General features: G+C 42.7%; 15 protein-coding genes and 1 riboswitch. Of the genes, 9 read left to right on the forward strand and 6 right to left on the reverse strand.

From position 1 onward, the window contains the following. Positions 1-282: 282 nt before the first annotated feature. A riboswitch (cyclic di-GMP riboswitch) is annotated at positions 283-361 on the forward strand. Positions 362-377: 16 nt separating this feature from the next. Then, on the forward strand, positions 378-758 hold the full coding sequence (locus J4N45_RS22230; protein ID WP_252017075.1) for a hypothetical protein: 381 nt from the start codon (positions 378-380) through the stop codon (positions 756-758). A 554-nt stretch (positions 759-1312) separates the two neighbouring features. On the opposite strand, the gene J4N45_RS22235 is transcribed toward J4N45_RS22230, so the two are convergent. Beyond that, positions 1313-1696: a hypothetical protein gene (locus J4N45_RS22235; RefSeq protein WP_252017077.1), complete on the reverse strand. Its 384-nt coding sequence runs from the start codon at positions 1694-1696 to the stop codon at positions 1313-1315. Between the two features lie 392 nt (positions 1697-2088). On the opposite strand from J4N45_RS22235, the gene J4N45_RS22240 reads away from it, so the two are divergent. Continuing rightward, positions 2089-2736: a glutathione S-transferase family protein gene (locus tag J4N45_RS22240; protein WP_252017079.1), complete on the forward strand. Its 648-nt coding sequence runs from the start codon at positions 2089-2091 to the stop codon at positions 2734-2736. Between the two features lie 54 nt (positions 2737-2790). Here J4N45_RS22240 and J4N45_RS22245 read toward each other — a convergent pair whose 3' ends face one another. After that, the gene (locus J4N45_RS22245) at positions 2791-3021 is read right to left on the reverse strand and encodes a PAS factor family protein (protein WP_252017081.1); all 231 of its coding nucleotides are present in this window, start codon (positions 3019-3021) and stop codon (positions 2791-2793) included. A gap of 236 nt (positions 3022-3257) precedes the next feature. Between J4N45_RS22245 and J4N45_RS22250 the strand changes: the two genes are divergently transcribed. Continuing rightward, a complete protein-coding gene (locus J4N45_RS22250) occupies positions 3258-3638 on the forward strand; it encodes a SpoIIAA family protein (RefSeq protein ID WP_252017083.1) in 381 nt (126 codons plus the stop codon). Between the two features lie 43 nt (positions 3639-3681). On the opposite strand, the gene J4N45_RS22255 is transcribed toward J4N45_RS22250, so the two are convergent. Both J4N45_RS22255 and J4N45_RS22260 read right to left on the reverse strand, forming a co-directional pair. After that, on the reverse strand, positions 3682-4242 hold the full coding sequence (locus tag J4N45_RS22255; RefSeq protein ID WP_252017085.1) for a phosphohydrolase: 561 nt from the start codon (positions 4240-4242) through the stop codon (positions 3682-3684). 115 nt (positions 4243-4357) lie between these two features. Continuing rightward, positions 4358-4804, reverse strand: a complete 447-nt coding sequence (locus J4N45_RS22260) for an exoribonuclease R (RefSeq protein WP_252017086.1) — start codon at positions 4802-4804, stop codon at positions 4358-4360. A 187-nt stretch (positions 4805-4991) separates the two neighbouring features. Here J4N45_RS22260 and J4N45_RS22265 point away from each other — a divergent pair, with 187 nt between their 5' ends. Then, positions 4992-5432, forward strand: a complete 441-nt coding sequence (locus tag J4N45_RS22265) for an HIT family protein (protein ID WP_252017088.1) — start codon at positions 4992-4994, stop codon at positions 5430-5432. 323 nt (positions 5433-5755) lie between these two features. On the opposite strand, the gene J4N45_RS22270 is transcribed toward J4N45_RS22265, so the two are convergent. Continuing rightward, positions 5756-6910, reverse strand: a complete 1155-nt coding sequence (locus J4N45_RS22270) for a porin (protein ID WP_252017090.1) — start codon at positions 6908-6910, stop codon at positions 5756-5758. A gap of 349 nt (positions 6911-7259) precedes the next feature. Next, positions 7260-7655: a helix-turn-helix domain-containing protein gene (locus tag J4N45_RS22275; protein WP_252017092.1), complete on the reverse strand. Its 396-nt coding sequence runs from the start codon at positions 7653-7655 to the stop codon at positions 7260-7262. A gap of 96 nt (positions 7656-7751) precedes the next feature. Between J4N45_RS22275 and J4N45_RS22280 the strand changes: the two genes are divergently transcribed. The 5 genes from J4N45_RS22280 to J4N45_RS22300 all read left to right on the forward strand — a co-directional run bounded on the left by J4N45_RS22280 (position 7752) and on the right by J4N45_RS22300 (position 11893). After that, entirely contained in the window at positions 7752-8660 is a 909-nt protein-coding gene (locus J4N45_RS22280) for an aldo/keto reductase (RefSeq protein WP_252017094.1), read from the forward strand. A gap of 197 nt (positions 8661-8857) precedes the next feature. Continuing rightward, positions 8858-10141 carry a peptidoglycan DD-metalloendopeptidase family protein gene (locus tag J4N45_RS22285; protein WP_252017096.1) on the forward strand — a complete coding sequence of 428 codons (1284 nt, stop codon included), beginning with the start codon at positions 8858-8860 and terminating at the stop codon, positions 10139-10141. A 138-nt stretch (positions 10142-10279) separates the two neighbouring features. Further along, complete coding sequence (locus J4N45_RS22290; protein ID WP_252017098.1) at positions 10280-11119, forward strand: histidinol-phosphatase; 840 nt, start codon at positions 10280-10282, stop codon at positions 11117-11119. A 143-nt stretch (positions 11120-11262) separates the two neighbouring features. Continuing rightward, positions 11263-11502: a hypothetical protein gene (locus tag J4N45_RS22295; protein WP_234496871.1), complete on the forward strand. Its 240-nt coding sequence runs from the start codon at positions 11263-11265 to the stop codon at positions 11500-11502. Positions 11503-11647: 145 nt separating this feature from the next. Further along, positions 11648-11893 carry a DUF3297 family protein gene (locus J4N45_RS22300; RefSeq protein WP_234496870.1) on the forward strand — a complete coding sequence of 82 codons (246 nt, stop codon included), beginning with the start codon at positions 11648-11650 and terminating at the stop codon, positions 11891-11893. The last annotated feature ends 47 nt before the right edge of the window (positions 11894-11940 follow it).

The raw sequence follows: 11940 nt of genomic DNA on the forward strand, positions 1-11940 counted from the left end.
AAGTGGCATTACTACATAAGTTGATGGTAGATAGATTTGATACCATTTTTATCGATTTTTAGGCTAACCGCAGGGTGAGTTTCTAATTGAGATATGTTGTTTTTTAGTGATTGTTTATAGTAGCTTTATTAGTTCTTTATAATTAATTTTGTGTGAGTCTAGTCACTTATATATTTCAGGTTTTCAATTAATTTTAGATAGTGAATGGGATGCGCTCCCATTGTTTATTGAATACTTTAGCTGTAGAACTTCTTTCTAATCGTCTATGAGTATTCAGTCACTTAATTAGATTGCCAAACTTATCGTGAGGTAAGGACGGAAAGCTGAGGGACTCATTATATGAGTTAGCCTGGTTGCAAAATAAATGGAAATATAAAATGAAAAAGCTCATTGTACTAACAGTAGCACTCGCTACCTCAGCAGCCGTATTCGCAAAAAGTGTCGAAGTCCTAAATCTGGAAACCAAGAAGGATGAGGCACCACCATTAACAATCACTACTAAAGGAGATGCTGGTGGATCTAAAATAATCGTGACTGGAGTATACAAACAAGACGGCTTAGTACAAAAAGCACCATTAGATTTGAATGAGGTAAAAGATTTTGTTAATCGTTGGAATCCAACTGTCAGATTTGACTTAAGTAAGGCAGACGGTAGTGGACAAAAAGGATTTATCATCTTAGATATCAATGATTGTAAAGTTAAGTTTTACAATCCAGACGGTACTTTGAAAGGTGAAGCAGGACAAGGCTGTTACTAAACTATACATCAATAATATAGGGGCTTAATTGTCCCTTTATTATACTTCTTTTGGTTTTTTAACATAGGGCGTGAGGTCTCCTCCTACCAAAACCTATGCCGATTTACATAGTAAGTTGATGACAATTAATTTTTATAACGATCGTTAGCAAGTTATGCAGAATGAAAGCAAATACAGAAAGGTTCAGTCCAACAAGCGGATGTTGGTCACAAAGAAAACAATCTATCGATGGCAACATAGCTACTAGTATTCTTTGAAGCAACCTTTTTGCATTTACACTAGGGTTATTAGTATTACATACTGAAGTGTAAGTATGGGAACCAGCAAGTTTCAGGGCTTCTTTAAGCACCAGCCAGGGCTGGATAAAACTGGAGAGCAGTTGTTAGTCCGGAGCTCATTTACGAACTTTAAGTGGTAGGCATTGCTGAGCGCCTTTTTAAAGAGGGACTTACATGAAAGCCTTACAGGCGAATATGGATGACCACCGGCTAAGCGGGTGGATTTTTAATCATTTCTATCAACGATTCGTCCATAGCCAGTCATTTCGACAGAAACTAGAAGTCATGGACTAGCGTTGGTTTCTTTGAAAAAAATATTCTGCTGAACAATGACTTATACCCCCAACCCAAACGCTTTAGGCGAGCTGCTAACCCTGCATTTTCAATAATCGCGACCTCTACACCACGGTAGTGGTAGGGGTGGTTCTCAATATACTCGATAAATTTAGTCAGTACGCCTTGGCTTCTTGCTGAAGGACAAAAGTTAATCGACACGATACTAAAGCGTTGACTGCCGGCCATACTACGAACTAAGCAGTGTCCGTATTCGCTTTTAAAGGTCGCTGCGAAAACAGGGAAGGGCTCAGACTGATACTTTTTTGATAGCTGATCATATTGAGAGCATAGATGTTTAAGAAGTTGTTGAGCTTTGTAATTCATGGCATACCACCTTTCAGTCTATCTAAGAACGTGATGATTGGGTGTACGACTATTTTAAAGTTAAATGCGGTATCTTATGAGGTGCGTGTTTCCAAATTTAAGTACCGCATTAGGATTTGGTTAGCCGTATATTAGGGGGATATGAACAAAAGCAGTGCAATTTTATCAAAATAGGGAAGGGCCTTATGATGAGCTATCGCCCTATATTGGAAAAGTTATTGGTTCGACGATGGAACCATTTATTGTGTAGGAAGATTATATAAAATCAATAAGCGACTTTTGATTTCGTAAATTCGTATGCAGCTAACGTTTTTAAACACAAATCAAAGGTTGTGACGGTTTGCTAAGGCAGGCATGATAAAAATTTGAGGCACACGACATGGAGTCATACTTTGTTCCAACTTTACTATTATCCAAACAACGCAAGCTTAGCCCCTCACTTCCTACTGCATCACGTTGGTGCTGACTATGAGTTGATTCTGGTCGATAAGGCATCTAACTCTCAAAAGTCTCCAGACTATTTGCGATTGAACCCAGCAGGTCGCATTCCAACGTTGGTTGTCAATGACCAGCCGATATTTGAAAGTGCGGCAATATGCATCTATATCTGTGAGCTTTACCCTGGGTCTGGCCTCATGCCGAAAATCGGTGATTCAAAGCGCCCGTTGTTTTTTCAGTGGCTTGCGTTTTTGACTAATACGCTCCAAGCCGAGTTGATGGTGAAGTATTATCCGTATAGACATACTGATGACGAGTCAACCATACCTCATATTCTCGCCGCGCAAGATGACCGCATTGCTGAAGCACTCGCTATTATTGATGCGCAGCTCGCTCATAACGATTTTTTACTCGGTGACAAACTGTCGGCCTGTGACTACTTCTTGTTTATGCTTGCTGAATGGTCATTGCCTGTACCAAAGTCACCGATGACATTCGAGCACTTAGCCCGCTACCTGAGTAGAATGTGTGATAATCCAACCATACAAGCAGTATGTGGAATTGAAGAGATGGATTTGTCCGAGATGACTTTCGAAAAGTGAAGAGGGTGCTCTTAAAGAGAAACAGCCCAGGGGGAATGGGCTGTTTTTAGGGGCTTAATGCTCTGGTGTCTCTAACAAGCGAATCGCGCTTTCTACTGCGCTGTTCATCGCTTGCTCGCTATCGAGTTTTCCTGAACTCGCTGGTCCTAATGCTGCAGCGTAGAGATCCAACTGCTTGTCGAATGGCAAATCTAATTGCTCATACAAACTTTGTCGAATTCTAGAATGTTGCTCCGGGGTTTGGTTTGATAGGCTGACAAGCGTTTCATAAATAAGGTCTTTCATCGTGGTCCATTTTATTATCTTTTCGGGGGAGCTAGATTGTAGCGATCTTGTTAGAGATTTTCTTATGCAACTATCACATATCCAACATCTCACCTAGTGATGTATCTGCATTCTCCTGCTCGTATTAGCACTTTAATTTTCCATTTATCAAACACTACAAATGCTAATTCCGTCGCATTAGTGAGCGCTTATGTATCCTAAGCTATAGAATGAAAGTACAGAAAAGGGGATTGGCTATGAACACAGAACGTCACGGTATCACGATAGGTATTGAGCGACTTAATGCGGAAACCGTTTTGGTGCTCAAAGCTTCAGGCAAGCTAACACATAGTGATTATGAAACCATTGTTCCCGTATTGGAGTCGAGCTTATCCGGCTTATCGTCTGGGAGTTTTAAGATGCTGGTAGATATCACAGAGCTAACAGGCTGGGAACTGAGAGCAGCATGGGATGATTTCAAACTCGGTCTAAAGGTCGGCACTAGCATAGACAAGATTGCAATCTACGGTGATAAGAATTGGCAAGAGCTTGCAGCCAAAGTAGGGAGTTGGTTTATATCTGGGGACATGGAATCATTTGGTGATTATCAATCTGCCGTGGACTGGCTAACAGATTAGATATTGGAGACAAAGGTCGGCATGTCCCGACCTTTTTTGAACTCTACCACTTAACAATGCCTTTGGCGACCTTAATACCACCAACGAGCGTTGAACCACCATAGTTTTTAGCCAAACGAAGCAAGGTGTCATGAAATCCATGGTTAGGAAACGCAGCCTCTACTTTGGCAATAGATTCCTTGCTCAGCCCTTTGCGCACCATACCTTTGGAAGCATCGATCCAGTCCGCTTTTCTGCATGCTTCAATCACCTTTGCATGTGGACCGGTGTACGGCGTGATCTTATGGTGCCAATGGATGGCGCCCTTAAGTAATTCGGGATCTAGCCCCCATTCATATTGTTCGTTATCCGCTAAGGCTACGGTTTCTGAGGGCTCAAGGTAGGCAAGTTCATGATCTGTCCATAAACCAATATCGTGGTACACAAATGCGGTCTCAACAATTTGCTCGTACTCTTCGGCGTTGTTCAGAAAGTGCATAGCGTAAGTAATGGTACGATAGACATGGTTTCTATATCCCATATAGTCATTACCAATGATTTCTTGGTAGCGACTAAAGAGCATTTCAACTCGTGGTCGTTCAAGTTGTATATCGATCTCTGGCATATTCACTCCCCCTTTGCTCATTAGCTAACGAAGATTTTAGTCTCATAATCATAGACTAACCAAGGTTACTATTATGTGTTGATGGGGGAATGATATTACCGACTGCGAATGCTAACTACTTGTCTTCGTTGATTCCAGCGTAGGTATGTAGCAAGTCATTGAGTACTTTGACCCAGCCTAAAACATCCTGTGGTCTGTTACCCAGTAGAGCTTCTACATGATTACAATGTGTTTGCAATGGAATGGCTTTCTCTAGGTTGAAAGAGACTGCGTAGAAGTGCCATAGCACCAAGCGCGTCATTCGTTCACTGTTTTGATTAGCGTTTTCTGAATCATCAAAAGCTTGTTGAATCTCGCTAAGAGCGATCGCTGTCATTCTTAGAATAGCGTCAAGCTGACTCGCCATCATACGCTCTTCATTATCGACTTCCTCTTGGTCGAATGTGAAAAGCTCATTCATGACGTCTTCAGGTACCATGCGGCTAATCATGCGTGCTGAAAACTCTTCCAACTCTTCACGTGGCATGGTGTTTAGGGTGTCGAACGTATAATCGGGGATCATTGGTGGTATACTCTAGCTAGCATTTTAAGCGTGCATTGTAAGCTGTTGAGTGAATATTTCCAGACTGAATATTGATCGTAATTCACGCATGAAGGTGTTCAATAGGGCCTGTGGGTGCAGATCGAGAGAACACGTGCTCAACACCAAGGAGTTCCAATACTACAACTAGGGAAAAGGCTAAAATCCGATGAAACCATGCATCTTTTGCGATATCAATGACGACAAGTTGGAGCATCTATTAATTGCTAAGCAAGGACCGTTGAAAGCGGTTCTTGACCGTTGCCCTATTACCGAAGGTCACATACTGATTATTAGCCAAACTCATGAGTCTCATTTAGAGCATTTAACCGATGACGAGTACAATGCAATGTTCAAGTTTGCTCAAGAACTCGGGAAACAACTGCCTCTATGTATGGAAGGGGTTGAAGATTACAACTTGCTCGTGAACAACGGAAAGTTTTCAGGGCAGCACATACCTCATGTGCACTTGCATCTAATACCAAGACGACGTAGTGATACGTTTGGCTTCTACTGGCGATTGTTGACTCGCTTTATCAATCCTTTCAGTTCGCTTGGCTCTGATAAGAACTTGCGAAACGTTCAACGTAAGTGGCAGGCCACTCGCTAGCTAACTAAAATAGCAGACATTATAGTTATTACTTCTATTCGATTTGCAGCTAGTTAAAGTGGCTGGGGGTTACTAGTAAGCCTGTCAGAAATTGCCTTTATAAACCCGATTTATTTATCTTGTTGGTCTTGAGGTTTAATGTTTTAGTTTGTTTAATAGGTTTATTAATGATGTTCCATCCTAGATCTTTAAATATAAATCGAATGTCCTTTTGTTTCTCCGGTAGAATAACTATGACTGGCGGGTTTACAAATGGTTATCAAAAGGCTCTTTGTACATAGCATACAAAGAGCTTTTAGATACTTTTTCTTAACTAGGATGGTTTAGAAGAATACAGCCGCGCCTAAGAATACGTGTGTTCCTTTGCCACCATCTTCACCATAAAACTTAAGTTTATCGTTGTACGCCTCAAGATATACTTCACCCCAAGCAACAGGTGCGAAACCTGTACCAAGAGCAACCATACTGAAGTCAGACACGTCAGGACCGCCTTGGTTGTTCTCTTCAGCACCCATCTCGTAGTTTGCATAGATACGCCATTGATCACTTAGATACATGTTTGCACCCGCGCCAAAGCTGTTACCGCTGACATCATAAAACGTGCTTGACGCACCATTCTTTGAGTCATAGTGCTCATAACGCGCTGATACAGATATTGCACCTTCCATGAAGTGTTGCTCTAACGCGATAGAGTATTGAGAAAACTCAGCGTTACGAAGAGAGATAGGGTCGCCAAAGAAGTTGTTAACATCACCCGTAATATCATCTGAACGGTTATATGCTGCAGCTACATAAGTACCAGTGCTTTCGAAAGTGTATGCAATGGCAGCTGCATAACCGCTGTCGATTGTCGTATCACCCAAGAATACTTCACCGTAAGTACCACCGTTACCAAATGCGATGCCTTCAACTTCGCGTTTTGCTTGATATTGAAGACCGACATAAAGGTTGTCGAAATCGTTTTGCCAAACCACAGCATTGATAGCACGGCGTGAGCCCAGTTCATCCGAGAAGCTTTGGTTGAAACCACCTGCCCAAATAGAGTAGAAACCTTTGTCTGTTTTCATGTATGGGCTAGTTTGGCGACCAATTGTAACCGAGCCAAAATCATCATGACCGAAACCAATGTATGTCTCACGAGCAGTCAATGGTTCGTTTATTTTCATCGTTGTTTCAGCTGCCGATGAAGTCTGGAAGTTCACATCCCAAGCTAGGCGTCCTAAGCCATACACCTTTCCTTGTTGATGTTTGATATCTAGGGCAAAATTTGAACCTGGATCTTCGATAGTGATGTTTTCACTATCAAACGCTGTCGCAGCAATACTGTTTTCGTCATAGCCATATGATGCCATGTGTGCAGCCAATACACCTGTAAATTCTACAGAAGTTCCTTCATTATTATATAGCTCAACAGCAGCAACTTGCGACGCAGCAAATACACTCACCGCCAATGTAGAAAGTTTGAATAGAGTCTTCATATGTGTTCCTTTTTATATTTATTCCGTTTCTTCGGATATAAGAACCCCCTTCAAAAATATTTATATTTTTGAATACCACTATTGGGGGACATTATTGGAGAGGAGGTTATATTCAAGAAAGGGAATATTTCCAGCGCTCTTAATAAATCGATTTGTTGATATTAGTGTAAAGTATTTTATTCAAACGTGTGTTTAATCTCGGTCACATTTATTTAAGCGGCGAATGATGAACTATTTTAATTTCGAATGGAACGAGTGGGCTATTGCGTGCTTCTCAAATGGATGTTAACAAATTGATCGAGATTGTTTTGTTAGTGTAAATGCTCTGAAAGTCATATTGAGGGATTTATTAGTTATCAACGTTGGCGAGAAGCCTTTTCATACCATGTGCATCTAGATGCCCGTCGTTTTTCTTGGTGGCTCGCAAGTACTGATAAGCTGTAATGAGCTTACGGTGGGTAAGAATCTCATCCTGTCCTAGGGTAGTACCCAGAACCGTCTCATGGGCGAGTTGATAGGCGAGCATGTCGACTACTTCTGCTTGTCTATATAAGTAGCCGCAACCTGTTGCTAACCACTCTAGCGAGCAGTTGGCTTTCATAGCGATTTGGTTGGCTTTTGCTAAGCTTGGTTCACTACCTTTGAGGTATTTGCGAATGAGAGCTTCAGACAGATCGACGCGACGTGCAAATCCGCTGACGCTTTCTTGTCCAATCAATTCTTTAAGTCTTTCAGCAAAGCTCACAACTTCGTACTCCAGTTCGTTTTTTCGAATTTTAGCCGTTGTGGGCACCTGTAAACAAGCTTAGGATGTGGGCAGAGTTAAATAAGGAGATAACCCATGGTTTCTAAAGTAACGATGGCGCCAAGTGGACCTGACTTTTCGGAGTTGGTTCAGGGGTATTGGCGCTTGGCTGACTGGGGAATGACACCACAAGAGCGTCTAACCTTCCTTAAGCAGCATATCGAGTTAGGTGTGACAACTGTTGATCACGCGGATATATACGGTAACTATGAGTGTGAAACACTGTTTGGTGAGGCGCTAGCGCTAGACCCATCAGTTCGCAAAGAAATCCAAATCGTATCGAAGTGCGACATCAAACTTTGTAGTGACAAGTTTCCGGATCGTAAGATCAACCACTACGATACGAGTGCAAAACACATCTACGAGTCGGTAGATAACTCATTGCAAAGACTGGGTGTGAATGAGTTGGATGTACTTCTCATCCACCGTCCAGATGTGTTGATGAATGCTGACGAAGTTGCAGATGCATTCAATGAACTATACAAGATTGGTAAGGTTAAGCACTTTGGTGTGTCAAACTTTACTCCTCGTCAGTTCGAGCTTTTACAGTCACGCCTAAGTAAGCCGCTTGTTACTAACCAAGTCGAGATTAATCCACTTAATTTCGAAGTCGCTCACGACGGTACTCTTGATCAACTTCAGCAGCTGCGTGTTCTTCCTATGGCTTGGTCTACCTTGGCTGGTGGTGAGATCTTCAATGGTCAATCTGAGCAGGCAAAACGAGTGCGTAGTGAGCTAGATGCAATTCGTGCAGAAGTCGGCGCAACGAGTATTGATCAAGTTATCTATGCTTGGGTCAAGCAGTTACCATCAAACCCACTGCCAATCATTGGCTCTGGTAAAATCGATCGCGTCAAAGCTGCAATCGCGGCGCTTGATATCGAGTTAACGCGTGAGCAATGGTACCGAGTATGGGTCGCATCTAAAGGACATGGTGTGCCATAGAGCGCTATGATACTTTGAACCAATAAACGCCATAAAATTGAAACATTTTATGGCGTTTTTCTTTTTTGAACTGGTTTCGTAGTACAATAAGGCGTAACGCTGACTACAGCTTGATACAAAGTTTGACAATAGGTGTGTTTTCTTTAGTTGATGTTAGTGTTATAACATAACAATTAGTCGTTTTCCGTATCATCATTATGAAGCTTGTTCGTCCTATTCTGTTGACTACCGCAGTCATCGCTCTCTCTTCCGCTTCTTTCATCAGTTTTTTGCCTGAGCCGGCACCAGAGCCAATTGTAATAAAGGTGACCCCTTATCAAGGTGAGGTAGCTTTGGATTCTTCTTCAAGTACTGAGCAAACAAAAGACCATCCAATTCGTGTTCACTACTTTGTTAAAGTGGGGGACACCTTAAGTACCATCTTCTCATCATGGAACCTTGGGTACTCGACACTTCAACATATTCTCGAAGCTGATCTGAATGTACTAAAACTTGATACGATCAAACCTGGCGATCACCTCGAGCTCATTATCGACTCCGAATCCAAACAATTAGAGTCGATGATTTTCCACGAGAGTTTGGTAGAACGCGCGATCTACACTAAGGAATCAGACGGTTCGTTTGAGTATCGTTTTGAAGAAGAGCAGGGCGACTGGAAAGAAACGCTGTATTCCGGTGAGGTTCAAGGCAGCTTTTCTACTTCTGCACACCGAGCGGGTCTATCAACGAGACAGATTGCTAACATTACTCAAGTACTGAGGGATAAAGTTAACTTTGCTAGGGATCTGCGTGCCGGCGATCGTTTCGAGATTTTAGTTAACCACCAGTACTTAGGTAATCACCCAACGGGTAACGCTGAAATTCAAGGGATTTCCATTAAATTGGGCAACCGAGAGGTCGCAGCGTTTTTGGCCGAAGATGGGCGCTTCTATGACCGCGATGGAAACAGCTTAGAACAAGCGTTTGATCGTTATCCTATAGATAAGGCATATCGCCGCGTAACATCCCACTTCAACCCGAAACGTAAGCACCCGGTGACTGGACGAATATCCCCCCATAACGGTACCGACTTCGCAACGCCAGTGGGTGCGCCAATCTACTCAACAGGTGATGGTGTTGTAACGGCTATCCGCAATCACCCTTATGCTGGTAAATATGTTGTCATTCAGCACAACAGTGTTTACACAACACGTTACTTACATTTGTCTAAGTTTTTGGTGAGACAAGGGCAGCATGTAAAACGCGGTCAGAAGATTGCGCTATCTGGTGCAACAGGGCGATTGACTGGGCCACATCTCCACTTTGAAGTGTTGGTACGTAACCGAGCGGTAAACCCACTCACGGTCAACCTTCCTTTGGCTACCTCTATTTCAAAAGAAGAGAAACAACAGTTCTTAGCTCGCATTTCTGATTTTGACCGTCGAGTCGCCAATAAACACATGGCAAATCAGGAGACCTCACCAAAAGATAGTGGTGTGTAGGGTCTGTTTTTACACGATCAGCGCTTAGTCTCGACAAGCAATAAATGCTTAAGATTAAGCGCTTAATTTTCTTTCTAACATGAATCAAGCTCGTTACTATTAATCGTAATATGGTCGAGTAGGTTGATGGTAGAAGAAATGTTACTAAGCAATTTCCACATGCATTGTCACTATTGTGACGGAAAAGGGTCTCCTCAGGAGATGTTTGAAAAAGCAAACCGTCTTGGGTTTGTTTCTGTTGGCTTTAGCTCTCATGCGCCGCTCCCCTTTGATAATGATTTCTGCATGCTCGCTGACAAGCTCGATGCGTATATTGAAGAAATTAGCGCACTGAAAGGACATGCAGAAACGCAGGTCTACCTTGGCTTGGAACTCGATTTTATTCCTGGGGTGACCACTCCTAGCCATAAGCGATGGGAAGGACTCCCACTTGACTACAAAATTGGCTCAGTACACACCTTAGAAGCGCCGAATGACCAATACCCAATGCTCAGTGTGGATGGTCCTCATGACGAGTTTTTAGTTCTTTTGAATGAAGTTCATGGTGGCAGTGCCCGTTCGATGATCACGAAATACTATCAAAGAGTCACTGAGCTGTGTGAGCTTGGGGGATTCGATATCTTGGGGCACTTCGACCTTGTAAAAAAACACAACAAGGCTTTGGTTTTCTTTGATGAATCAGAAGATTGGTACAAAGAGGTTGCACTTAAAGCTTTGGATGTGGTTGCACAATCTGGTGTGATACTAGAGGTAAACTATGGCGGTATGCTGAGAGGGGCAACCGATGATGTTTACCCATCGTCTTGGTTGTTAGAAGAAGCCAAAAAACGCAATATTCCCATCCAAATAAACGCGGATGCGCATGCTCCCCATCATTTAGGTGTACACCATGAACATTGCCAAGCACTTTTAAAACGCCTTGGTTATGACACGCAAAGGATTCTCCTGAACGGTGTTTGGACGGATGTTGCGCTTTAATCCACGTTTTAAAGCTGGAAGAGGCGTTGTTTGAAATTTAGCCAATAACTCTGCTTAAATATGCTACCTGGTTAACATAGTTTGCGACTTGGTTGATTTACAATCGAGCCCAAATCAACGACTTGGTTATCAGGAGCGCCATCATGCAAAGGATTGAAAACTGCGTATGCAGTGTATGTTGTGCCGAAACGAAACATATTGTGGTATTGGTAGAGAAACCTGCGTTAGCGGAAGGCGCATATTCACAGGACAGTAGTGCATTTGTCGCAAACTTGCTCAAAGGCTGGGTATTCGGCGGTTTGATGACCTCAACACACGCTTACTCTTGTCATCGCGTATGCGAAGTCTGTGGGACAAAAACCGTCGAGGATTATCTCGATTGATTTCTCTTAGGCAACCCAGAGCATTTTTATAAGTTAGATTGGCGTTGAGAGTGAAAATATCGACACATGCGCAGAGACTTGTTGAGGCGATAGAGTCTATTGACTACAATAAGCCACTTTTCACTAACTCATTCAGGTTATCACCATGAGCGACAACGCAAAGCCAGAATTACCAGATCATCTATCAGGCAACCCACGTAGCCCACACCACGTGGCTGAGTGTTTTGAACACCAAATCGGCATTCGCCTAAATGGTAAAGAGCGCACAGACGTTGAAGAATACTGCATCAGCGAAGGTTGGGTAAAAATCCCTTCTCCAAAGGCAAAAGACCGTTGGGGTCAACCAATGCTGATCAAGCTTAAAGGCACGGTTGAAGCGTTTTACGTTTAATCCGCCAGAAAAACAAAAGACCAGCCAAAAGGCTGGTCTTTTTTTAT

The organism is Vibrio sp. SCSIO 43140 (assembly GCF_023716585.1).
Taxonomy (GTDB): domain Bacteria; phylum Pseudomonadota; class Gammaproteobacteria; order Enterobacterales; family Vibrionaceae; genus Vibrio; species Vibrio maritimus_B.

Coding starts and splice junctions, on each gene's coding strand:
- J4N45_RS22285 (WP_252017096.1), top strand. CDS start 8,858: ATGAAGCTTGTTCGTCCTATTCTGTTGACTACCGCAGTCATCGCTCTC.
- J4N45_RS22270 (WP_252017090.1), bottom strand. CDS start 6,910: ATGAAGACTCTATTCAAACTTTCTACATTGGCGGTGAGTGTATTTGCT.
- J4N45_RS22230 (WP_252017075.1), top strand. CDS start 378: ATGAAAAAGCTCATTGTACTAACAGTAGCACTCGCTACCTCAGCAGCC.
- J4N45_RS22300 (WP_234496870.1), top strand. CDS start 11,648: ATGAGCGACAACGCAAAGCCAGAATTACCAGATCATCTATCAGGCAAC.
- J4N45_RS22265 (WP_252017088.1), top strand. CDS start 4,992: ATGAAACCATGCATCTTTTGCGATATCAATGACGACAAGTTGGAGCAT.
- J4N45_RS22280 (WP_252017094.1), top strand. CDS start 7,752: ATGGTTTCTAAAGTAACGATGGCGCCAAGTGGACCTGACTTTTCGGAG.
- J4N45_RS22245 (WP_252017081.1), bottom strand. CDS start 3,021: ATGAAAGACCTTATTTATGAAACGCTTGTCAGCCTATCAAACCAAACC.
- J4N45_RS22290 (WP_252017098.1), top strand. CDS start 10,280: ATGTTACTAAGCAATTTCCACATGCATTGTCACTATTGTGACGGAAAA.
- J4N45_RS22255 (WP_252017085.1), bottom strand. CDS start 4,242: ATGCCAGAGATCGATATACAACTTGAACGACCACGAGTTGAAATGCTC.
- J4N45_RS22250 (WP_252017083.1), top strand. CDS start 3,258: ATGAACACAGAACGTCACGGTATCACGATAGGTATTGAGCGACTTAAT.
- J4N45_RS22260 (WP_252017086.1), bottom strand. CDS start 4,804: ATGATCCCCGATTATACGTTCGACACCCTAAACACCATGCCACGTGAA.
- J4N45_RS22295 (WP_234496871.1), top strand. CDS start 11,263: ATGCAAAGGATTGAAAACTGCGTATGCAGTGTATGTTGTGCCGAAACG.
- J4N45_RS22235 (WP_252017077.1), bottom strand. CDS start 1,696: ATGAATTACAAAGCTCAACAACTTCTTAAACATCTATGCTCTCAATAT.